Annotated in this window: 17 protein-coding genes; 8 read left to right on the forward strand and 9 right to left on the reverse strand. The window is 38.0% G+C overall.

Annotated features, from left to right (window positions below; genetic code table 11):
* Nucleotides 1-106 precede the first annotated feature (106 nt).
* The 3 genes from BBI00_RS13430 to BBI00_RS13440 are packed head-to-tail and all read left to right on the forward strand — an operon-like array spanning nucleotide 107 to nucleotide 5,765.
* Nucleotides 107-733 carry a hypothetical protein gene (locus tag BBI00_RS13430; RefSeq protein WP_065399239.1) on the forward strand — a complete coding sequence of 209 codons (627 nt, stop codon included), beginning with the start codon at nucleotides 107-109 and terminating at the stop codon, nucleotides 731-733.
* A 1-nt stretch (nucleotide 734) separates the two neighbouring features.
* Nucleotides 735-5,555: a leucine-rich repeat protein gene (locus BBI00_RS23080; RefSeq protein ID WP_065399240.1), complete on the forward strand. Its 4,821-nt coding sequence runs from the start codon at nucleotides 735-737 to the stop codon at nucleotides 5,553-5,555.
* 9 nt (nucleotides 5,556-5,564) lie between these two features.
* Nucleotides 5,565-5,765 (forward strand): hypothetical protein, encoded by a 201-nt coding sequence (locus BBI00_RS13440; protein WP_065399241.1) that lies wholly within the window; start codon nucleotides 5,565-5,567, stop codon nucleotides 5,763-5,765.
* Between the two features lie 283 nt (nucleotides 5,766-6,048).
* Here the strand turns inward: BBI00_RS13440 and BBI00_RS13445 are convergent, their stop codons facing one another.
* The 6 genes from BBI00_RS13445 to BBI00_RS13470 form a co-directional block, all read right to left on the reverse strand.
* Nucleotides 6,049-6,363 (reverse strand): hypothetical protein, encoded by a 315-nt coding sequence (locus tag BBI00_RS13445; protein WP_065399242.1) that lies wholly within the window; start codon nucleotides 6,361-6,363, stop codon nucleotides 6,049-6,051.
* A 26-nt stretch (nucleotides 6,364-6,389) separates the two neighbouring features.
* Entirely contained in the window at nucleotides 6,390-6,569 is a 180-nt protein-coding gene (locus tag BBI00_RS13450) for a DUF7683 domain-containing protein (protein WP_065399243.1), read from the reverse strand.
* Between the two features lie 81 nt (nucleotides 6,570-6,650).
* Nucleotides 6,651-7,043, reverse strand: a complete 393-nt coding sequence (locus BBI00_RS13455) for an ACT domain-containing protein (protein ID WP_065399742.1) — start codon at nucleotides 7,041-7,043, stop codon at nucleotides 6,651-6,653.
* A 138-nt stretch (nucleotides 7,044-7,181) separates the two neighbouring features.
* On the reverse strand, nucleotides 7,182-7,814 hold the full coding sequence (locus BBI00_RS13460) for an HdeD family acid-resistance protein (protein ID WP_065399244.1): 633 nt from the start codon (nucleotides 7,812-7,814) through the stop codon (nucleotides 7,182-7,184).
* 423 nt (nucleotides 7,815-8,237) lie between these two features.
* The gene (locus BBI00_RS13465) at nucleotides 8,238-9,659 is read right to left on the reverse strand and encodes an amino acid permease (protein ID WP_065399245.1); all 1,422 of its coding nucleotides are present in this window, start codon (nucleotides 9,657-9,659) and stop codon (nucleotides 8,238-8,240) included.
* Nucleotides 9,660-9,767: 108 nt separating this feature from the next.
* On the reverse strand, nucleotides 9,768-10,064 hold the full coding sequence (locus BBI00_RS13470; RefSeq protein ID WP_065399246.1) for a helix-turn-helix domain-containing protein: 297 nt from the start codon (nucleotides 10,062-10,064) through the stop codon (nucleotides 9,768-9,770).
* A 185-nt stretch (nucleotides 10,065-10,249) separates the two neighbouring features.
* Here BBI00_RS13470 and ccoN point away from each other — a divergent pair, with 185 nt between their 5' ends.
* From ccoN to BBI00_RS13495, 5 genes are all read left to right on the forward strand, one after another.
* On the forward strand, nucleotides 10,250-12,529 hold the full coding sequence (gene ccoN / locus BBI00_RS13475; protein WP_065399743.1) for a cytochrome-c oxidase, cbb3-type subunit I: 2,280 nt from the start codon (nucleotides 10,250-10,252) through the stop codon (nucleotides 12,527-12,529).
* Between the two features lie 20 nt (nucleotides 12,530-12,549).
* On the forward strand, nucleotides 12,550-13,437 hold the full coding sequence (locus BBI00_RS13480; RefSeq protein ID WP_065399247.1) for a cbb3-type cytochrome c oxidase N-terminal domain-containing protein: 888 nt from the start codon (nucleotides 12,550-12,552) through the stop codon (nucleotides 13,435-13,437).
* Between the two features lie 291 nt (nucleotides 13,438-13,728).
* On the forward strand, nucleotides 13,729-18,756 hold the full coding sequence (locus tag BBI00_RS13485; RefSeq protein WP_065399248.1) for a translocation/assembly module TamB domain-containing protein: 5,028 nt from the start codon (nucleotides 13,729-13,731) through the stop codon (nucleotides 18,754-18,756).
* Nucleotides 18,756-21,083 (forward strand): translocation and assembly module lipoprotein TamL, encoded by a 2,328-nt coding sequence (tamL, locus tag BBI00_RS13490; RefSeq protein WP_065399249.1) that lies wholly within the window; start codon nucleotides 18,756-18,758, stop codon nucleotides 21,081-21,083. Before BBI00_RS13485 ends, tamL begins: the two co-directional genes overlap by 1 nt.
* An 11-nt stretch (nucleotides 21,084-21,094) precedes the next feature.
* Nucleotides 21,095-22,063 carry a YihY/virulence factor BrkB family protein gene (locus BBI00_RS13495; RefSeq protein ID WP_065399250.1) on the forward strand — a complete coding sequence of 323 codons (969 nt, stop codon included), beginning with the start codon at nucleotides 21,095-21,097 and terminating at the stop codon, nucleotides 22,061-22,063.
* Nucleotides 22,064-22,120: 57 nt separating this feature from the next.
* On the opposite strand, the gene argS is transcribed toward BBI00_RS13495, so the two are convergent.
* The 3 genes from argS to BBI00_RS13505 form a co-directional block, all read right to left on the reverse strand.
* Nucleotides 22,121-23,881, reverse strand: coding sequence for an arginine--tRNA ligase (gene argS / locus BBI00_RS13500; protein WP_065399744.1), 1,761 nt, complete (start codon nucleotides 23,879-23,881; stop codon nucleotides 22,121-22,123).
* Between the two features lie 154 nt (nucleotides 23,882-24,035).
* A complete protein-coding gene (locus BBI00_RS23690; RefSeq protein WP_262487266.1) occupies nucleotides 24,036-24,170 on the reverse strand; it encodes a bacteriocin-like protein in 135 nt (44 codons plus the stop codon).
* Nucleotides 24,171-24,283: 113 nt separating this feature from the next.
* The gene (locus BBI00_RS13505) at nucleotides 24,284-24,736 is read right to left on the reverse strand and encodes a lipocalin-like domain-containing protein (protein ID WP_065399251.1); all 453 of its coding nucleotides are present in this window, start codon (nucleotides 24,734-24,736) and stop codon (nucleotides 24,284-24,286) included.
* Nucleotides 24,737-24,808: the final 72 nt, after the last annotated feature.

Genomic DNA, 24,808 nt, shown 5'->3' on the forward strand with positions numbered 1-24,808 from the left:
CAATAATTCCTCAAAAGAAACAGAATTCTATTTCACTACAATAAGTCCTACCAGGAATAGACTTTCCCTCAAACATCAATTTTATAAAAACTAATTTTCAATACTAATGAAAGTACCATTAAAAACAATATTCAGCTGGTTTGAAAAGGGTGATATACCCACAGAGCATCAGTTTCAGCAGACCTTTTCTTCATTCCGTCATTTAGATGAAAATATCAAGATGGATGAGGTTACGGGTTTAAATGAAACTTTTCAAAAAACGGTATCCAGCACAACTTTTACAAATCATCTGCAAGATGAAAGCGCACACGATTTAGTGCTCGCAAAACTTAATGCATCCAATCTTACTGCCAGAAATGTAGAAGAATGGAAAGAAAAATTAAAGATCAGACCAGCAGCCACTATAGACGATGGTGAAGAGACCGGAAATGTCTATACAAAGGTGCAAATCGAGGAAATTGTAAATATACTTCAGGAGCAGATAGAATTGCTTAAAGGTTCGGGAGCAAATTCTTCCTTTGGAGGAATTTTAAGGCCTACGGATAATATTATTGTTAAGCCTGGATCAGCAAAATGGTTTTGGGCAGGGAGCGGAGTCTACGAAAATGCTTCAGGAGTTAAGGTTGAAAATTTCGGAATAATTTCCTTTGACGGTTCTGTTTGGTCTGTTCTGGAGGTTAATATGCCTGGAGGTGGAACAGATGGTTTTATTGATTTAACACAAGAAGATTAAAATGAGATATACAGGAAGAATTTATTTTACAAATTATGAAAGATCAGATAAAGAAGTTGCAGATAACTTCATTTATCCCGTGATGTTCTTCATTAAAAATGAAGATGGAAAAATCATTAAACAGATTGCCTATTCAGCTTCAGGAGAAAAGTCAGAAAGTGAATATGGAACCGGTGGTGGGGGAAACGGAGGAACCAATGGAATTGTTTTCCGTGCCAAATCTGAAATACCTGCATCGTTCGTAAGATCATTTGGAAGTGAAGTTAGAATAGTTTTCTCGTGGTCATCCATCGACAGCATTGATGGTAGTGAGACCGGCGGAGGAACTGCGAGTATTTTAAAAGGAAATACGATTCTATTTAACAAAAGCATTAATCAGGGAGTCAATGAGATAGATATCACGTCATATATTCTGGCGGGAGATAATACAATAACGCTCAGCATCACCGATAGTTATGGAAATAACAGGAAATTAAAATATGATATTCAAACAATAGCACTTGCTTTAAGTACTACATACGACAAGACCACTATTAATTCGGGGCCAGTCATTTTCCGGTATATTCCAACCGGGAATGTCGAGAAGACGATTCATTTCAAATTAAATGGATCAGATCTTCCGCCGGTAGTTACTTCAATCAATAACAAAGAGCTTCTTTATGAAATTCCTGCACAGCCGCATGGAGTTCATATTTTAGAGGTGTATATGACCGCTGATTTGTCAGGAGAGATCATTGAAAGCAATCACTTATTTACAGATATCATCAGTGTTGTTGCAGGTAATTTAACGCCTCTGGTTTCTTCAGCAAATAATGTTGCTGCTAATCAATATGCTCCCGCTTCGATTGAATATCTGGTATATTCACCATCGTCAAATTATAGCGATGTTGAGATTTTGGTTGACGGAGTGAAGGTTTCAGAATTGGTAGTAAACAGAAGTCTGCAGAAGTTCACCTATACATTTACGGACTCAGGTGCGCACACTGTAACTTTTAAATGTGGCAATGTTACGAAAAACACTTCAGTAGTGGTAGCAGCATTTGATATTCAGGTTGAAGCCGAAACGTTAGGCCTGGAATTATTTTTAAGCAGTCGAAACAGAAGCAATTCAGAGATTAACAAAAACGAGTGGAAATACAAAAACCTGTCATGTACTCTTACAGATTTTGATTTCAGCACCAATGGATGGATTCAGGATTCAAAGGGTTCTGTGGCGCTTAAAGTGAGCGGAAATGCAAGGGTTGAGATTCCTTTTAAAATATTTGATAACGATTTTAAAACAGGCGGTAAAACATTAGAATTTGAATTTTCAACTTCAGATATAAAAAACAATGACAGTACTATTTTTTCTTGTAAAAATGGAAATGTTGGATTTGTTGCTAACTCAAATTCGTTTTCGTTCAGTTCTGAGCAGGACGGTACGTCCATATTTTTTAAGGAAGAGGAAAGGATCCGTGTAAGTGTAGTCGTTACAAAGGTTGCAGATCAAAGATTGGTATTTGTGTATATCAATGGAATTATATCTTCACTATATCAGTATAATTCATTAGACAGCTTTTTACAACAAGCTCCTCAAAACATTACCATTGGAAGCGATGACTGTACTATTAATCTATATAATATCAGGGTTTATAATAATAATCTAAACGCCGATCAGATGTTGTCAAATTACATCGCTGACATGGATAACCTGGTTGAAAAAGTCAACATTTACGAGAGAAATAAACTGTACGATGCATTCGGAAATTTGTCCTACGATAAATGTTTACAATCAATTCCATGCTTAACCATTGTTGGAGATCTGCCAACTTATAAAGGCGATAAAAAAACAATTGTTGGAGCGTATGAAAATGCTCAGGATCCTACAAAATCGTTTTCTTATGTAAATGCGAGTGTTGATGTTCAGGGGACATCATCACAATATTATCCCCGAAAAAACTTTAAAATAAAATTTAATGGCGGCTTTAAAAATGGTGAATCAGTTTCTTCCAGGTATAAGCTTCGTGACAACTCATTAGCTGAAAAGACTTTTACTTTTAAAGCGGATTTTATGGAGTCTTCCGGTTCTCACAATATTGGTTTGGCAAGGCTTGCACAGGATTCTTTGAATCAGCTAGGTTACTTAGTGCCCCCTCAGTTAGTGGATCCTAACGTCCGGACGACAATGGATGGTTTTCCGATACTTATTTTTCACCGCGCTACACCAGATTCTGAGCGTATTTTCTTAGGGAAATATAATTTTAACAATGATAAGTCGAATGAAGCAACGACAGGTTTTACAGGGGGCCAGGAATGCTGGGAATTCTTAAACAATACGTCAGATAATACATTATTTATTGCTACAGATTTTCAAAGTGTAGACGAAAATGGTAAGCATTTATGGAAAAATGATTTTGAGGGAAGATATCCGGAAAATAATGAAGACACTTCGAATCTTGAAGCTTTACATACGTGGATTGTGAGTTGCAAAAATAATCCTGCAAAATTCAAGACCGAGGCTCCGGACCATTTTAATATTCAGTTTTTACTGTTTTATTATGTCTTTACTGAGTTTTTTGCAATGGTCGATCAGCGTGCTAAAAATCAGATGTTTGCGATGTATCCGGACGCTGAAGGAAATAAACGTTGGTATCTTATTTTTTATGACAATGACACAGTTTTAGGTCTTAATAACGAAGGCCACAACGTATATGATTATTGGGTGGAAGCTCACGACCAAGTAGGAAGCGGTTTTGTCTGGAATGGCGCTCTTTCAGAGCTTTGGAAATTGGTTGAAGTAGCTTTTGATACTGAAATTACGGCCTTGTATCAGAAAATGAGAACTTCTGGAATTCTGAGTTATGATAAGTGCAATACTTACTTTAACACATTAGAATCTGACAAATGGGCGGAAAGTATTTTTAATGAAGATGCGAAATATAAATATATAGACCCTTTGGTTGTTGCCGGGAACGGAAGTTACTTATACCCCGCACAAGGTTCAAGAAAATCGCACAGGAATTATTGGTTATTAAACAGATTCAGATATATGGATGGAAAGTATGATACGTCTACCTTCTCATCTGATTATATTACGATGAGACTTTACACACCTGCGGGAACGCCTGCAGTTCCTCCAAATGCTAATTTTTTACTAACTGCTCAAAAAGACGGATATACGAAAATTAAGTTTGGTTCTTATATCAATAGGGCACGATTGCGAAAAAATGTTGCATCCTTGGTTCAAGCTCCGGCTATTACTTTTAACGACACAGAAACTATTATCTATGGTGCATCTGCAATTAAAGATCTTGGAGATTTGTCAGGAAAGTATCTTGGTACTTTAGATGTTTCAAAAGCAATGAATTTGTCGAGGCTTCGAATCGGAAGTCAGATTTCCGGTTATTCAAATCAAAATTTGAGAAACTTGTTTATTGGTAATAATACAATTCTGGAAGAGTTGGATGTAACGAATTGTCCAAATCTAAAACAGTCAATAGACCTTACTGCTTGTACAAGTATTAAAAGAGTTTCTGCTGCAGGAACAGGAATATCGTCAGTATTATTGCCAAAAGGCGGTTTGCTTGCTTCCTTAATTTTGCCAAGTACAGCAAATACTTTAATATTAGATAATCAAAAATTTATTACCAATTCTAACTTAACTTTTACAGCAGGTTCAATTAAAACACTTGTTATCAAAGATTGCCCTTTAATTAATGTGAATAATATTGTTTTTTATTTAAAAAATGTAAGTCGATTAAGGGTTAATAATCTGAATGGAAGTAGTCCTTCGAGTGAGCTATTTTTCCCAATTATCAATGCCAAGGGGATTGATGATTCGGGTAACACAACGCCTCATTCTGTAGTTGAAGGAACCTGGAAGTTTACTACCATATATCAGGAAGATAAAGATTTCATGGAAGCCAATTGGCCAGACTTTAAATTTACATTTTCAAATGTTGCCACTTTCATTCAAATTTCGAGTGCGACCAGGAAAGCTACATTATTAAATGTCTTTGATACCAACGGTGATGGAGAACTCAGTTTTGCGGAAGCAAGAGCTGTTATCAATATTCCTGCTGATACTTTCAACACATCTGTTAATGCCTCGAGAGACCTTTCTTACAGTTTTGATGAGTTTAGATTTTTCACGAATGTGGAGACAATCGGAGACAGAGCATTCAATTCAAATAAATTGGAAAGCATTATTTTTCCTCCCAATATAAAGAAGATAGGTTCTAATGCATTTTACTTTCAGTATAATACTGTTGTAGTCGGAAATTTTGATAAGCTAGAGGAACTTGGCGCAGCTCCATTTTTTGGAAAATACTTAGATATTAATTTATTTAAGAATGTTAAGACTTATACAGCAAATTCATTTCAGTACATGTATCCGAGAGCGGGGAAATATACTCTTCCTTATATCACAAGAATTTTCAGTGGTATGCTTACTAATAATGTAGGTTTTGAAACTGTTGAAGAGCTTGTTTCCAATCTTGTTGATTTATCCGGGTGTACGAGCTTAGAAAGAATAGATTCGTATGGCTTGAATTTAAGGCCTCTTAAGGGAGATAACGAAGTTACTATTATTCTTCCGGCTTCCATTAACTACCTGGAAAACTACTGCATGCCTATGAATCCATCTGCAGGTCAATCAAGCGTTACAAAAGTAATAGTAAAAGTTTTGGCAACAACACCTCCAATATTAATAGGATCTAACCTTGTTGCTGACGGGGTTATTATTGATAAAGTAGAAATTCATGTACCTGCAGCAAGCGTTTCTGCTTATAAGGCTGCAACCAATTGGAGCTATTTTGCCACAAAAATTTATCCGATAACATAATAATAAAATATGAAACAGACAGACAATATCATTAAAGCGGATCCTGGGAAATGCTTTAAAAGAAAAACAGATGGAGTTGTTTTTGGCGATGAAATCTATTTGGGAACGACTTATTATCTTGATGGAATAAAACTTCAAGAACCCATTCAGGAAACTCCTGATGATTTTGAAGAAATTGATATTGAGGTAAAAACAGAAGAAATGAATTAAAAGATGATAAATTTTATTAGCTTTTTCCCGAATGGAAATTAATGACTGATCCTGACAATATGATACAGATCTTAGGACCAAAATAAATAATTATAAAATTTACATGTTTAAAAACCTCAAAATGCTACCGAATATAATGGCAAATCAGTTAGAATAATACCATAATTACGAATGTATTTTTATGATGTAAGCTTTGATAAAACTACAAGCTCGTCAACTATTGGGTTCGCCATTTGTTCGCTTTTGACTACAAACCACTCTTTTTAAGGGTGGTTTTTGTTTTTTATTCTTTTTGAATAATATTGCTCTTTCCTAAAAATTTTAAAATAGATGCTAGCTTATACAGATCATAATCGATCATCTGGCGTTCACCCATTACCACTTTTTGTAAGAACTCCCAATCTTCAGTAAGGCTTCCCATTGTAAAACCTCCGGGTTCATCATAAGGATTATATAATTCTTCATCCATGATGTTCCAGTACAGATCAACTTCAAATTCAACCACTTCTGCATCGTCTCGTTTATTCAATTCATCAGACAGATGTCTGATAAGGTCTTTTATATCTGAAACTTTTAAAAACGGATTATTATTTTCCATGATGGTATTGAATTATTTAAATAGGATCACTTAATTTCATCCTCCCCTTCCGATTGATCATAACAAGCTAACTGATATAAATATTGATCAAAATCTTCATTGAGGCTGCTTTTAAGAAAAGGTTTTAATTTCTGAACCTGTTCCACTGTCAGGTCATACTGATCATAAATTTCATCATCATCTTCATAAAGTATGAATATATCCATCTGCTAAGGCTATATTCTTCTATAGATCTTTGTATTTTATGTTTCATAATTCTATAGCAGGTTTTTCGCAATACCTTCCTTTTACCCTTTAAGTGCATTCAATACCTCAATAGCTTTTGCAGCATCCTTCTCATCCACAAAAATATGGTCATGAAAATAGGCCGCCACTACATTACAACTGATTCCTGCTTCACTTAAAGCTTGTGAAAACTTTGCCGTCAAACCAACAGCTGCCAAAGAGGAATGAACCTCCAGAGTAATCCATGAAGCGACATAGCTGAAGACTAAGTTTAAAGCTTCTGCATCTTCTTTTTTAAGCACAATGGTTACACTTTCCGTTTCTTTAAACAGAAAAAGAATTTTAGACATAGGAATTACATCGATGTCACTGACTGTACAATAAACATATTTTCCTTCATTAAGCGACGGATTTAAATTTTTCAGAATATTCTTTAAACTAACTTCACCTTCCATAATTGATTGTTTTTTGATTGAAAGCCCTTTTACAGTTTTCCTATTTATGATGGGATAAAAATACAATATACTTCAACAAAAATCATGGAAAATAAAAAAAGACCTCTACCGGAGATCTTTTTTACCATATAATGATGATTATTTTTTAAGATCGTCGATCTCATCCTGTATAGACTTGAGCCTGTCTCTTAATTCCTGACTTACTTTTCCGGGAATCTTTTTCACTTTTCGCAGATCCAGAGCCAACATGATTGAAGCAATTCCCATAAAGATAAAGGAAACTCCTGTCAACGTCACTAAAGAAATCCCTGTGAATACCGGATTGAATATCAATAATAAAGAAAAAATGATCCCTCCTGCACTCGCAAGGGCCACATTTCCCCAGCTCATTATTTTCATACTCTTCAGATCGAAAGCAAAGCCCAGCAACTGAAAAGAACGGAACAGTAAAGTAAATCCTATGACAAACGGCAGTACGGTCATGGAGATCTGAGGATTGGCGATAAGATAAACCCCGATTGCCGTAGTCAGCAGTCCACTGACAAGGAACCAGCCCCAGCCCTGTAAAGATTTGCTGTTTTGCAGGGAAAAGAATATTTCTGTGATTCCTGAGAATAAAAATGAAACACTAAAGAAAACAGAAAGCGTCACGTAGGTAGCAAGAGGTACGCTGAATACGTAAAAACCGCACATCAGAAAAAGGATTCCGAAAATCAAAGGGATGTACCAATGTTTTACAGTGTTGGTAAGCGTCTGAAATAAATTAGCCATAGGTGTCTTTTTTAGTCTTGCCTACTTTGGAGAGCGGTGTTCGGCTTGTCCGCAGGAATTCCAAACAGGTTATAATTTTCACCTGAATTTGAAATACAACCTTTACTAAGGTACGAAAAATAATAGATCAAAGCACCAAAATCTCCCATAAACAGGCATTAAAAAAAACGAAATTTAAATGGCATACATAAAAAGTATCTCATAGAAATAATGAGCATGAATCATTCTTTCCATAAGATACTTTAAAGATTAACGGTTTTTACCTGTCTGCTTATATCAAATGATCTCCTGCAGGCTGCTGCTGGGTGACACAATGTAAAAAATACCGGAATATTTGTAATCCTAATGTACAGAATACAACACAAAAAAATGGGAATCAAATGATCCCCACCTTTTAAAATATCTTCGTGTCGTTTTACAGTATTATCCAGGTTTTTTATAGAGTTTATACATGATAAACAGGAAGCCTAACCATACCGGAATCAGGATCACCTGTATTTCCATTCCTGTAATACTCATTAATCCTAAGATCAGGACCAGAAAAGCAATACAGATATAGTTGGATACAGGATAGAATATGGATGGGAATTTGGATTGAATTCCTTCACGGGTAATTGCCTTTTTGAATTTAAGATGCGTGTAGCATATCATCAGCCAATTGATGATCAATGTAGATACTACCAGTGCCATCAGGTATTGAAATGCTTTTTCCGGCACCAGTTTATTGATGATAATACAGATTCCTGCAAAGCATGAAGAAATAAGAATCGCATTGGTAGGAACTGAATTTTTATTAAGTTTTTTCAGGAATTTAGGGGCATTTCCCTGCTGAGCCAATCCGAAAAGCATGCGGCTGTTGCTGTAAACACTACTGTTATAAACCGATAAAGCAGCAGTCAATACAATCAGATTCAGAACATTGGCAATCAATGAATTGAACTGGATCACCTTACCAAAAAGGCTGAATTCAAGGCCATTCAGATTCTGAAAAACCATTACAAAAGGGCTTGAACCTTCTGTGATCTCTCTCCAAGGACTTAATGAAAATAAAATCACCAAAGCACCCACATAGAAAATCAGGATCCTGTAGATTACCTGGTTGGTCGCCTGAGGAATCGTTTTCTCCGGATTTTTAGCTTCAGCTGCAGTAATCCCGATCAGTTCCAGCCCTCCGAACGAGAACATAATCATTGCCATTGCTGCAAATAATCCGGAAAATCCGTTTTCTGTTTTATTGAATAATCCCTTCGGGAAAAATCCGCCATCGTTCCACAAATTGGTAATGGTTGCTTTTTCTCCTCCGGTTCCGCTTACCAAAAGATAAACCCCGAAAACAATCATAGCAATGATTGCTATAACTTTGATAATGGAAAACCAGAATTCGGTTTCTCCATATACTTTTACAGAAGCAAGGTTAAGCGCAGTAATCACTACAAAAAAGAATAAACTGGACACCCAGAGCGGTATTTCCGGCCACCAGAAGTGAATATAGTGCCCTATAGCCGTAAGCTCGGCCATACTTACCAGAATATAAAGAATCCAATAATTCCATCCTGAGGCAAAACCCGGAAAATTTCCCCAATATTTATAGGCAAAATGACTAAAGCTTCCCGATACCGGCTCCTGTACCACCATCTCACCCAGCTGACGCATGATAAAAAAGGCGATGATCCCGGCTAAAGCATACCCTAAAATAACCGATGGCCCGGCTAGTACTGCGGCAGGCCCTATCCCCAGAAATAAGCCTGTTCCTATGGCGCCCCCAAGGGCTATTAATTGGATGTGTCGATTTGTTAATCCTCTAACTAAAGTCTCGTTTTCTCCTGTATTTTTTTCGTTGCTCATTGAATGAATTATTCGGTCGCTAAATATATAAAAACTTTTCAGAGAAATTCACATTCTACAGGGCAAATTGGTAATCCGGACTTGCCAAAAACCGAAAACTCCTTTCTTTTATAAAAATTCTTTCGGGACTGCAATATTATTCTTCTTCATGTACTCCAAAAGCCCCTGATATTTGTCTTCGTAATCATCATCTGTCCCGCATTTATGAGAGATGCTGCAGATATCGGAAGGCCTGATGTCTAAAATATCTGAAATTTTAGTAAGGATCTCCAGGTTGATCTTCACCTTTGAATTCTCAATATCAGAGTATGCTTTCTGGGAAATTCCCATTTCAAAAGCCATATACTCCTGCGTAAGATCTTTGCTCCTACGGATTTTCCTGATATTTTGTCCACATACTTTCATCGTTTCTGTTTTAGTAGTTTTCGGTATATTTTAGAAGATTATCTATTAGCCTCTAACAAAGTTAATAAATACCTTTGGCAAAACATTATACACGTTACATGATATTTATTTTCATCATAGAAAAAGCTAAAAAAATAAGCCTCTTTTCAGAGAAAATATCACTTCGGTAAACACTATTGGAATTTATGGAGACGCAAAAATTTAATTATGACAATACTATTGTCAGAGCATTCCTCTATGCTACTATCGCATTCGGACTTGTAGGATTTCTGCTCGGGCTTACGGCCGCACTGATGCTTTTTTATCCTGAATTGCCTGAATTTTTATTCGGGACGGACGATACCACAATTAAAAGTTTAGCATCGGGTAATATTCAGGGACTGATCAATACACAGGGAGCCATGGGCTTCGGAAGGATCAGAATGCTTCATACGAGTGCCGTAATTTTTGCTTTCGTCTGTAATTCCTTCTTCTGCGGTGCTTATTACAGTATGCAGCGATTACTGAAAACAAGAATGTACAGTGATATGCTTTCATGGATTCACTTCTGGTCATGGCAGTTGATGATCATCGCCGTAGTGATTACATTCCTGATGGGGATCAATACTTCTAAAGAATATGCTGAACATGAGTGGCCTATTGATATTTTAATTACATTCTCATGGGTCATCTTCGGAATCAATATGTTCGGAACGATTGCCAAAAGAAGGGTACGGCATTTATATGTAGCAATCTGGTTCTATATGGCCACATGGATTGCCGTAGCGATGCTTCACATCTTCAATAACCTGGAAGTTCCGTTATCTTTCACAAGCTGGAAATCTTATTCTGTATATTCAGGGGTAAAAGATGCACTGGTACAATGGTGGTATGGGCACAATGCGGTAGCATTCGTATTAACCACTCCGGTACTAGGCCTGATGTATTACTTTATGCCAAAAGCAGCTCAGCGACCGGTATTCTCATACAAATTATCCATTATTCACTTCTGGTCGCTGATCTTTGTATACCTATGGGCCGGGCCTCACCACCTGCAATATACAGCATTACCGGCATGGGCACAGGCTGTGGGAACAGGATTCTCCATTATGCTGATCGCCCCGTCATGGGGAGGAATGCTGAATGGTCTTCTTACTCTGAGAGGAGCATGGGATAAAGTAAGAGAAAATCCTATCCTAAAATTCTTTGTGGTGGCTGTTACCTGCTATGGTATGGCAACTTTTGAAGGACCTTTATTAGCAACAAAATCATTAAATAAAATCGGGCACTATACCGACTGGGTAATTGGGCACGTACACCTGGGTGCTCTGGGATGGAATGGCTTCATGGCATTCGGAGTGGTCTATTATCTGGTACCGATCATGTGGAGAACACCACTATGGTCTAAAAAAATGGCCAACTGGCACTTCTGGCTGGGAACATTAGGGATCATTTTCTATGCGGTTCCGATGTATATCTCAGGATTCACACAAGGATTGATGTGGAAACAATTCAACCCGGACGGAACTTTATTATGGAAAAACTGGTTAGATACTGTAACGGCAATTATTCCCTACTTTAAAATGAGATTCTTAGGTGGTGTGCTGTATCTGTCCGGAGCCATCCTAATGGTGATCAATGTCATCAAAACCGTGAAGGCAGGTTCGTTCCAGAAAGAAGTTCCTGCGGAAGCTCCTGCACTGGCCAATATAGGAACCGGAAGAAAGGAAGGGGAAGGAGTACACCTGTGGCTGGAAAGAACACCTACCCTGCTTGCTGTCTTAGCTTTCATTACGGTAGCGATCGGTGGACTTGTGGAGATCATTCCTACTTTATCACTGAAGCAAAGTGTTCCTGCCATTACCGCAGTAAAGCCATACACTCCGCTGGAACTTGAAGGAAGGGATCTTTATATCCGTGAAGGCTGCAACTCCTGTCACTCACAGATGATCAGACCATTCCGTGATGAGGTATTAAGATTTGAGGGGAAAAACGGACAATATTCGAAAGCAGGAGAATTTGTGTATGACAGACCATTCCTTTGGGGATCTAAAAGAACCGGACCGGATCTTCACAGAGAAGGAGGCAGAAACCCGGATTCATGGCACTTCAAACATATGTACAACCCGAGAATTACTTCCGCAGGTTCTATTATGCCACGTTTCCCATGGCTGATTACCAATAAACTTGACCGTACACAGATGGTGGATAAAATGAAACTGATGAAAAACTCTTTTGATGTACCGTATACAAAAGCTCAGATTGATTCAGCGAATCAGTGGGCAGACAACCAGTCAAAAGCAATTGTACAAAGAATCTATTCAGAGGCTACTGATGTAAAAGAGCAGATGACAAAGGAAAAAACAGCAAAAGGAGCAGCTTACATCCCATTGGAACAAAGGGAAATTGTAGCAATGATCGCCTATCTTCAAAGATTAGGTACCGACATCAAAACTACACAGATTCAAACCGCAAGCGTAGAGTAATTATTAAAATTGTATTTGTCATGAAAACGAGAACCCCAATTTCAATATATATCGCAACAACGATAGGCTTAACGATCATGGCCTTTGAAATGTTCGCCAGTGATTCAGGTTACTTTTCATCACCATTTTTCTGGGCACTGATCCTGATTGCCATCATCCTTCTTCTGATCATGAACTCTATAGGAGACCTGATTGAAAATGAAAGCTTCAGCCGCCTGCCGGAAGAGGAAAAACAAAAATACCTGGCAGAAAAAAGCATTCCTTATTATCAGAAACTATGGAACTCTGCTTTCAAAAAGCAGTCTGTGACAGAAGAGAAAGATATTCTTATTGACCACGGTTTCGATGGTATTACAGAGCTTGATAATTCTCTTCCGAAATGGTGGATCGGTCTGTTCTGGTTCGGATGTATATTCTGTGTGGTGTATCTGACAGCTTTTGCTTTTACAGACTATGCCCACCCGGATGCTGAGTACACCAAAGAAGCAAAGACGATGTTGGCTTCCATCGAAGAATATGAAAAAAATGCACCTCAGATCGATCTGGAAACCGCAAAATACAGCGCAGATCATATTGCAGAAGGTCAGGAACTGTTCAAAACCAATTGTGTAACCTGCCATGGAGACGGCGGAAAAGGAGGAATCGGCCCTAATCTTACCGATACCCACTGGATCAATATCAAAGAGAAAAGTCTATTTAAAAATGTATTCTGGATGCTTGAAAACGGCTCTCCGAACAATCCAACAATGAGACCTTTCATCAAAGAAGGAACCATTACAGGAAGAGATGCTGAAAAAATTGCAGCCTATATCTACCATATCAATCAGGAAACTGCTCCTATTACTCCTGCTCAGGGTGGTGCCGCACCACAGGGAGAAGAAGTAAAATGGGAAAACGGAAACGAATAAAAATTTTTATCTCAATATACAAACCATGCCATGCCCCCTTTACAACAACACTAACATTTGAATTTTCATTTTTGCTAACTAACCTTTTCAACATTAAAAAATGATAGAAAGGGGGCATTTTAAAGCATAAAAATCCGCACCTTGGCTCGTCTTACTCAACTATTCACTTGACAACTACAGACTAAAATTCCATAATAGGGCAGCCAAGGCAGGATTTTTGCATTCGCTAAGGGTACCACAACAAAGAATGAATAAATTAGTATTATTATCTTTGTTACAAACCCATTCCATTTGAAACAACGAATCAACAAAAGAAAACTTTTAAGGCGTATTGCAATAACCTTTATTTCAATATTGGTTCTTCTTACCCTGTTGATATTAAGCTTAAGACTTCCCGCCGTTCAGAACTTCATCAAAGACCGGCTTATTGTCTATCTTGAAAAAAAGATCAAGACTCCGGTAAGCCTTGAAAGAGTTTACATCGGATTTCCCAACAGCCTTGTGATGGAAAACCTTTACCTCAAAGGACAGGATGTAGATACTCTTTTAGCCGTTAAAAAGCTGGATGTAGGTTTAAATATGCTGAAGCTTATCAACTCTACGGCAGATATTACATCTGTAGATCTGGAAGGTGCAAGAGCCAATGTAGTACGGAAACCGGATGGCAAGTTCAATTTCGACTATATCATCGATGCTTTTGCGACCAGTGATAAAGAAGAAAGCCCCTCCAAGCCTTTCATTATTTCCCTTGATAAGATTAATTTAAAAGATATAGGCGTTACTTTCAACGACCAGCAGTCAAAGAATGATATTCAACTCTATTTCAGATCTTTTGATACAAGAGTAAAAAAATTCGATCTCAATAAAAATACGTATGCAGTCAATGATATTAATCTGGATGGATTAAAATTAAAGCTGAAACAGGATATCGTAGAGGAAGTCTCTAAAAAGGTTGAGAAAAAAGTAGATTCCCTCAATGAAAAGAAACCGATGAATATTGGGTTGAGAGGCATCAAACTGACCAACTTCGACATCGATTACGGAGATGACAATACAAAAACATTTGCTAAGGTTCTATTCAAGGAATTAAGTACAAAGGTCAATAAACTTGATCTTGAAAACAATACCTATCATATTGCCAACGTCTTCCTTTCCGGAGCAGATATCAATGCCAATCTTTATCTTCCTGCCCAGAATGCCAATCCGAAAAAGACCAGTGAACCTGAAGTTTCAAAAGCTTCGGATCAGGATAAGGCTATGAAGCTGCTTTTAGGCAAACTGGTTCTTAATGATGTAAAGGCTACTTATAACAATACGGCTATTGCTCCCACCAAACAGGGAATGGACTTCAACCATCTGAATTTCTCAAAAATGAATGTGGAAGTGAGAAGTTTTAAAATGGAGAACAACACTTTTGCAGGAACGGTGAATTCAGCTGAGATCCGGGAAGCTAGAGGTCTCGATATTCAGAAGTTCAATACAGATTTTGTGTATGCAGAAAAGGAAGCTTATCTCAAGGATCTTTATCTTCAGACCCCGAAAACTTTACTGCGTAATGAAGTTATTTTAAATTACAACTCCATAGATCAGCTGAGCTCCAATCCCGGAGCGGTAAAGATTTCAGCCAATATTAAAGATTCCAAAATCGGTTTTTCTGATATTCTGAATCTCGTACCGACTTTAAGAAATACGGTTCCGTTCAACAAATATCCGAATACTATTCTTAATGTCAACGCCAATGTAAAAGGCAGTGTGAATGATCTGCTCATTCAGGATCTTAAAGTATCAGGTCTGGATCAGCTCAGAGTACTCGCTTCAGGGAAGGTTAAAAATGCGATGAATCCTGATCAGCTGTATTATGATCTGAGAATCGGGGAATTTTCTTCCGAGGCTAAGACGATTTTTAACCTTGTTCCGAAAAACACCATCCCATCCAATATTTCACTTCCTTCCCATTTCAGCATTAAAGGAAATGCAAAGGGAACTACCAAATTGGTGAATGCTGACCTCAACCTCTACTCCACTCTTGGTAATGCAGCTGTTATTGCCAACGTTGATATGCGCAGAAAAAATCATGAATTATATGATGTGAAGGCCAATCTTCAGGGGGTACAGGTAGGAAAAATTATCCAGAATAAAGATATCGGTCCCATTACGGCGCAAATTACTGCCAAAGGAGAAAGTTTTGATTTTAAAAAGGCCAATGCAGACTTAAAAGGCCATGTAGCTTCTGCCGTATACAAAGGATACCGCTACCAGAATATGAATTTAACAGGTAAGATCAATAAAGGTGCTTACCATGTGGTTTTGGATTCAAAAGATCCGAATGCCAGTTTACTGCTTACCGCATCAGGAGTTTATAATGAAAAGAATCCGACCGTAAAGGTAAACGGAGAAGTCATCAAACTGGATGTCAACAAGCTTGGTTTCTATGAAAAACCAATGATCATTGCCGGAAAAATAGATGGTGATTTTACAAGTCTTGATCCGAATAATCTGAACGGCTATTTAAACCTGAAAAATTTTGCATTTTCTGATACCAAAGAGGTTTATCCGGTACAGGAAGTTAACCTTAAAGCTTCATCTGACACAGATTCTACACAGATTATTTTGAATTCTCAGGTCGCTGATCTGGAATTGAAAGGAAAATATAAACTTACCCAGATTTTTGGAGCTTTAACGCAGACTGTCAACCAGTATTATCAGTTCCAGAAGCCGGATAAGAGCCAGAAAATTGATCCGGGGCAGCATTTTGCCTTTACAGCGAAGATCAAAAATGATGATATTATCAGGAAATTTGTTCCTGATCTGAAAAGCTTTGAAACGATTAATTTAACAGGAAACTATGATGCCGATTCTCAGAAAATTGAAATCGACGGGCAGATTCCTCAATTGCTGTATGGTGAAAATACAATTGAAAAAGGAGTTTTAAAGGTGACCAATGAAAACCAGGCATTGCAGTACAGCCTGAATGTAGCTTCTTTAAAAAGTTCAAGTTTTTCGATCAGCAAGATTGATATTAACGGAGATGTTGCAGATAATACGATCAACTATAATGTCACCACCAAGGATGATAAAGATGCCACCCGCTTCCTGATTGCCGGAAATGCAAAATCCCTTAATGATATTACTGAAATTTCCCTGAACCCCAACGGTCTCAAACTGAACTATGCAGACTGGAATGTTGCGGAAAACAATAAAATACAGATCAGCAGCAAAGGCGTTCTGGCAGATAACTTCACTTTAACAAATGGAGGCAGCCAGATTTCGGTTCAGTCAGAAAACCAGAGTCCGAATAGTCCTTTGAACATTTCACTGAAAGATTTTAAAATTGAAACCATTACAGAGCTTATTAAAAAAGACACGATACTTGCAAGAGGTACAATCAACGGAACGGCCCAGCTGAGGGATGTGATGAAGGATATGACCTTCACTTCGGATCTGAACATTTCGGATCTGATTGTATACGGAAGTCCGGTAGGAAATCTTGCTGTAAAGGTCAACAATTCTTCACCTAAAGTTTTAAATGCCGACATTGCCCTTTCCGGAAATAATAATGATGTAAAAATCCTTGGGGATTATAATACCGCTTCAAGCACCTTCGACCTGAATATGGCCATCAACCAGCTTCAGATGAAGAGTATTCAAGGGTTTTCGATGAATGCGATTACCAATACGGAAGGTTATCTCTCCGGAAACCTTAAGATTACCGGAACTTCTGATAAGCCGAATATTTTAGGAAAAGTAAAATTCAATGATGCCGGTCTGGAAATTGCCAAAACAGGAAGTGATTTCAGAAAGCTTAATGATGAGATTGATTTTACCAGCCGCGGTATTGAATTCAATAAGTTTAAAATCAATGATAAGGACGGGAATGCTCTTGTTGTAGACGGGCAGGTTCTCACGCAGACCTACAGGGACTTCGCATTTAATCTGAATGTAAATGCCAAAGACTTCAAAGTGGTAAATTCGGAGAAATCCAATGATGCGATGATGTATGGTATTCTGGCTATTGATGCAGGACTTCGTATCCGTGGAAATCTGGATTTACCAAAAGTAGACGGAAGACTGAGTGTTGCAGATAATACAGACTTCACATTTGTTCTTCCTCAATCCAGCCCAACCTTACAGGAAAGAGACGGCATTGTAGAATTCGTTGACCAGGATCAGGTTGTTTTAAATAAAACCGTAAAAGCAGACTCTCTTAATGCACAAAGCCGCATCAAAGGGATGGATGTAAGTGTGAATATTGAAGTAAGTAAAGAAGCCAAGCTGTCACTGATCATCGATAAGGCCAATGGAGATTTTGTACAGCTCCAGGGAGAAGCGGAACTGACAGGAGGAATAGATCCTTCAGGAAAAACCACTCTGGTAGGAGTTTACGAAGTAGAAAAAGGGAGTTATGATCTTACGGTAAGCTTCCTGAAACGTAAATTTGATATCCAGAAAGGAAGTACAATCACCTGGACCGGAGAACCTACCATGGCCATCATGGATATTACCGCTGTGTATAAAACCGAAGCTCCTCCTATTGATCTTGTGGAGCAGCAGGTCAGCGGGCAGAGTGCATCCGAAATGAACCAGTATAAGCAGAGGATCCCTTTTAATACTTTACTGAAAATGAAAGGTGAACTGTTGAAACCTCAGCTTAGTTTCGATATTACCACAGAGGAAAAGAATAATTCTATTTCTACCAATGTGAAAGATGTGATCGATCAGAAGCTTGCTCAGCTCAGAACACAGGAGTCTGAAATGAATAAGCAGGTATTTGCTTTACTTCTTCTGAACCGCTTCATCGGAGAAAATCCGTTTGAAAGCGGCGCCGGAATGTCTGCAGAAACAATGGCAAGACAGAGTGTAAGTAAAATCCTGTCCCAACAGCTGAATAATCTTGCTTCAGGACTGATCAAAGGGGTTGACCTTAATTTCGGTCTTGATTCTTCGGAAGATTATTCTACCGGACAGAAAAATACCAGAACAGACCTGAATGTGGATATCAGTAAAAAACTGTTGAATGACCGCCTGAAAGTAACTGTAGGAAGTAATTTCGGACTGGAAGGCCAGGCCCGCCAGAATGAAAATATGACCAATATTGCCGGCAACGTTTCTGTAGATTACAGTCTTTCAAAAGACGGAAGATATATGCTGCGTGCTTACCGTAAAGATGAATATCAGGTAGCTCTTCAGGGGCAGATCATCGAAACAGGAGTCGGGTTTATCATCACCCTGGATTATGACAAGTTCCGGGAGATTTTCCAGAAGTCTAAAGAGAAAAAGCCTAAAAAAAATCAAAATAACCAAGTGGTAGAATTTAAATAATGAGTAATACATTTCAAACATATTGCAAATATCTGTTGGTTTCCGGATTAGCTTCGGCAGTAGCTTCCTGCAGCAATACCAGGTTTTTGAAAGAAGGCCAGATGCTGTATACGGGCGCCGAGGTAAAAATAGAGAATGACACTATTTCAAAAAAAGAAAAAAAAGATCTTCAGGCCGCATTGGAAGGCAACCTTACTCCCAAACCCAATTCTACATTTTTGGGGATGCGTCCCAAGCTCTATTTTTATAATATAGCCAAAGAACCTAAAAAAGATAAAGGCTTTAATTACTGGCTTAAATATAAAATGGGTGAAAAACCTGTATTACTGGGGGATGTAGATCGTGAATTCAACAGAGAGATCATTGAAAATTATTCTGAAAATAAAGGATATTTCAACGCACGTGCTACCTACGATACGGTTTCAAAAAATAAAAAGGCCAAGGTTATCTATACGGTAAGACCTGGCGCAAGATATTTGATTAACGGGGTAAAATTCCAGAAAGATTCTACACTTGTGAATCAGGAGATTCAGAATTTAACCCATAAAACGCTTCTAAAAAACGGAAGGCCATTTGACCTGGATGTGATCAAGGCAGAAAGAGAAAGAATAGATAACGGATTAAAGGAAAGAGGTTTTTATTATTTCCATCCGGATAATATAATTGTACAGGCAGACAGTACCGTTAGCAAAAACCATAAGGTAGAACTCAACGTAAAGCTGAAGGATAATACTCCTGATCTGGCCACTCAGCAGTTCAGCATTGATAAGGTGGTTGTGTTTCCCAATTATAACATCCAGGATGTAAAAGACGGAAAGTACAGCATTCCGATGGACAAGGATTCTCTTTCCAAATATGCCTTTGACGATATTTATGTGATTGATCCGCAGCATAAGTTTAAACCGAAAATCTTCGACAGGGCTTTATATTTCAAAAAAGGAGATCTTTATAACCGTTCCAACCATAATCTTACCCTGAACCGGCTGATCAGTCTCGGGGTATTCAAGTTTGTGAAAAATGAATTTATTACTTCAGATTCTCTAAGCCATAAATTTGATGCTTATTATTTATTAACGCCAAGACAGATCCAGTCTTTACGTCTGGAAGCTTTGGGAAGAACAAACTCTGCCAATTATGCCGGTAGTGAACTTAACCTGAACTGGACCCACCGGAATTTCTTCCGTGGTGCAGAACAGTTCAAGGCTGCTATATTCGGAGCTTTTGATTTCCAGATGGGAGGAGCGCAGGATGCCAATAATATCTTCCGTGCAGGAACGAATGTGCAGCTTTCCATTCCGAGAATTGTGGCTCCGTTCCGTTTTCATTCTTCCAGTGAGTTTGTCCCAAGAACGAATATTACATTAGGATATGAATTCCAGAACAGGACGAAATATTACACGCTTAATAATTTCACCGGATCATTTGGATACCTGTGGAAAGAGAATGCCAGAAAAGAACACGATTTAAAGGTAATTGATATTACGTTGGTATCACCAGCAAATGTTACAGATGAATATTACGCTAAATCTGCCAATAATCCTGCTATGCGACGAATTGTTGCAAAGCAGTTAATTTTCGGTCCTACCTATTCTTATACCTATACCAATACAATGCTTCCTAAAAGAAATACCATTTACTATAAAGGAACGCTTGATCTGGCAGGAAATATCACAGGTCTGGTTACCGGAGCAGATGTAAAAAAAGATAAGGAAAAGAAAATATTCGGCATTCCTTTCAGCCAGTATGTAAAAGTTGAAAATGATTTCAGATTCTATCATAAGCTTACAGAAAAGTCTTCATTGGCAACAAGATTCATTGGTGGAATTGCTTATCCCTATGGAAATTCAGAATTCATTCCGTTTTCCAAACAGTTTTTCTCAGGAGGAAGTAACAGTATAAGAGCATTCAGAGCAAGAACATTGGGACCGGGAAGTTTTGACCCGAGAACAATCCCTCCAGGCTCCTATTTTGATCAAGCCGGAGACATTAAACTTGAGCTGAATGCTGAATATAGAGCTAATCTTTATAAATTTTTAAACGCTGCTGTTTTTGTGGATGCCGGAAATATCTGGCTGCTTAATGAGGATACTACAAGACCTGGCGCTAAGTTTTCCAAAGATTTTTTAAATGAAATTGCTGTGGGCGCAGGAGTTGGTCTGAGACTTGATTTTTCTATCCTAATCTTACGACTGGATCTGGCCATGCCATTGAGAGTTCCTTATTACGAAAAAGGTAACCGATGGGCATTTGATAAAATTAACTTTGGAGATTCTAACTGGAGAAAAGACAATCTGGTTCTTAATATTGCGATCGGATATCCATTTTAATATAATTTGATATGATTCATAATGCTAAATTTTTCTGGGAGGTTCTGAAGGATACATTTACAGAATGGAACAGCTCTTCCGCATCAAAAGATTCGGCGAGCCTGGCCTATTATGCAATTTTTTCCATTCCGGGATTATTGATCATTATCATCTGGGTACTTGGAAATTTTTTTGGTGAAGAAGCGATCCGGGGACAGATCAGTACCCAGATCAGCGGTATCATGGGGCCTGATGTAGCCAAAAGTATTGAAGGAATGCTGGCAGGTGCACTGATTGACAAAGAAAATATTTTTATGAAGGCCGTGGGAGTAGGAGCATTGGTTTTTGGTTCCACTACGCTCTTCTTTCAGCTGCAGCATTCGTTGAATTCGCTCTGGGATGTAGAAGCTGCTCCCAAAAAAGCTTTGGTCAAATTTTTATTAGACAGGGCCAATTCCCTTGGGATGATTCTCATTTTGGGTTTCTTACTGATGATCACGATGGTTTTATCTTCCCTTATCAGTCTTTTTAATAAGATTATTACCCAGTATTTTGGATTTGAAACATATATGCTTGTTGAGTTGGTCAATTTCTCCATCGGATTCGGGCTTGTCATGCTTTTATTTGCTATGATGTTTAAAGTGTTGCCTGATATACAGATTACCTGGAAGTCTGTTTGGCGGGGCGCCTTTTTAACAACGGTGTTATTTACCCTGGGAAAATTCTTACTAAGCCTTTATTTCAACCAGGTAAAACCTACTTCAGCATTCGGGGCAGCCGGAACAGTGATTCTGATTATGATGTGGATCAATTATTCCTGTATGCTGATCTTTTTCGGAGCTAAATTTACCAAAGTGTATACGTACAAAAAAGGCTATGAAGTGACTCTCTCTAAACATGCAAGATGGACTCCCGCTAAGCTGTATGCCGATAGCCTGAAACAGATGGCCGGCAAAAAAGAGAATGAAACACAGGAAATACCGGATTCAAAACAACTGTAATGCATCCGGCATATTTAAAATAAAAAAGCCTTTTGAAAATTCAAAAGGCTTTTATTTTTACATTCTGTTTACGGTTCCTATTCCCAACAGTTCTAACGATTTTCTGATCGTCTTCGCTGTCAGATCTGAAATATTTAAACGGAAGTGCTTTATATTTTCATCTTCCTGATTCAGAATCGGGTTATTCTGATAGAATGAGTTGTATGCTTTCACAAGGTCATATACATAATTGGCCACTAAAGCAGGGCTTAAAGTTTCTGCAGATTTTGCTACCACTGTTTTAAAGTTGGCCAGCTGCATAATCAGTTCTTTCTCGGATTGGTTTAATTCGATATCCGCTGTTTCTGTCTGCAAAGTACCCGCTTTGGATAACAATGACTGGATACGTGCATAAGTATATTGAATGAACGGCCCTGTATTTCCGTTGAAATCGATACTTTCAGCCGGGTTGAAAAGCATTTTTTTCTTAGGATCCACTTTCAGCATAAAATATTTCAATGCTCCCAATCCTACTGTTTCATAAGATGCTTCTTTATCTTCTTCTGAAAGGGTTTCAAGCTTACCAAGCTCCTGAGCCTTAGATTTTGCAGTTTCATACATTTCCTGCATCAGGTCATCTGCATCTACCACGGTTCCTTCACGGGATTTCATTTTGCCCTCAGGAAGTTCTACCATTCCGTAAGAAAGGTGATATAACTGATCAGCCCATTGGTACCCTAATTTTTTCAATATCTTGAATAAAACCTGGAAGTGATAATCCTGCTCATTTCCTACTGTATAAATCAGCTTCTGAATATTATTCTGCTTAAAACGCTCAACCGCTGTTCCCAAATCCTGGGTCATATAAACTGAAGTACCGTCTGAACGTAACAGTAATTTCTGATCAAGACCTTCATCCGTCAGGTCACACCAGACAGAACCGTCTTCTTTCTGGTACAATACTCCTTTATCTAATCCTTCCTGAATAAGGTCTTTTCCTAAAATATAGGTATTGCTTTCATACTGAACCTGATCAAAATCTACCCCTAACCTTTTATAGGTTTCATTGAACCCTCTGTATACCCATGAGTTCATTTCATTCCAGAGATTTCTTACGGTTTCATCACCATTTTCCCAGTCAACAAGCATTTTCTGGGCTTCTTTCATCATCGGAGCATCTTTTTTAGCCTGCTCCTCTCCTATGCCCTGACCTACAAGGTCTGCAATTTCTTTTTTATAATTTTTGTCAAACTCCACATAGTAGTTTCCGACAAACTTATCTCCTTTTGTATTCGTTGTTTCAGGCGTTTCTCCGTTTCCGAATTTTTCCCATGCCAGCATCGACTTACAGATATGAATTCCTCTGTCGTTGATGATCTGCGTTTTGATCACATCATACCCTGCTTCTTTCAGGATCTGTGCTACAGAAAATCCTAATAAATTGTTTCTGATGTGTCCCAAGTGCAAAGGCTTGTTGGTATTTGGTGAAGAATACTCTACCATTACGGTAGCATTTTTCTTTTCTATGGTTGAAAATTCTTTGCTTACCGATCTGAAGTTATCGACAAACAATTGGTTTTTAACTTTAACGTTAAGGAAACCTTTTACAACATTAAAGCTTTCGAAAAGCTCGGTCTGCTCCGTTAAAGCTTCTCCCAATTCAACGCCAATGCTTTCAGGGTTTTTCTTCAATTGTTTCACCAGCGGAAAAGTGACAATCGTAAAGTCACCTTCAAATTCCGTTTTATTTTCCTGAACTTCCAGCTTGATGTCTTTTAACTGATATACATTTAAAATGACTTCTGAAAGTTTCTGTTCTATAATATCTTTAATATTCATGCTTCTAAGTTCTCTTTTAATATTCATCACTGAAACATTCTTATGATCTGTTTCTGTTCAAAATTTGAGTTACAAATATACGGAAATAAAAAAACCACCCGAAGGCGGTTTTTATGTTTAAGAATTGTCTCTTTTTAAATTCTTTAAAACAGTGTTAAGGACATCCGTTTGAATAACATGTTTTTTTAACAGGGTCCCAGCATCCTCCTGAACCCACACACCATTCCGGTGCAGAACCTCCTTGAATGTTTTTCAAGTCCTGTGCTGACATTTTTTTTAAATTTTTCATATTAGTTTTTTTTGTGATTTTAAAATGTAATAATGTCTGAAAACGGTCCCCAGATCTCGATTTACCTTATCCTCAATTTTGGCATTCAAAGATAAACCTACCGAAGACTATTTTTATTCTTTAACATATACTAAAACAGCATCGTCGTTTCCGGCTATTCCGTCTACATTTTTAGTAGCATCAGCAATTTTAAGTTCAGTAGAAGAAAAGTCATCCACACTTTTCTGTAAAGTTTTGCTGGCTCCTGCTTCAGTATACGTAAGTGTTAATTTACCGTACATTCTGTCATAAACCCATTTTCCTGAGTAACCTTCAGGTTTTATGCAGTTTCCTGTGGATGCATCCGTATCATATCTTTCATAAACTCCGGAAAAATCGGCATTGATGTGTATCTGCCCTTTCTTTTCGCAAGCAGATACCGGATAGCTTTTCCCTTTAAATTCATACCGGGAAGGTTTCCATGTACCATTAACACTCACCTCCTCTACTTTAGTATTGCTTCTATCATCATCACTACCGCAAGAAACAACCCCCATTATGGCAATAAGCCCGATCAAAAACTTCATATTATATTTTTTATATTTTTAAAATAAAGATATTCCTGTATTGCTACAGGAATACCATTCATTATTATTTTT

This window comes from Chryseobacterium arthrosphaerae (genome assembly GCF_001684965.1).
Taxonomy (GTDB): domain Bacteria; phylum Bacteroidota; class Bacteroidia; order Flavobacteriales; family Weeksellaceae; genus Chryseobacterium; species Chryseobacterium arthrosphaerae.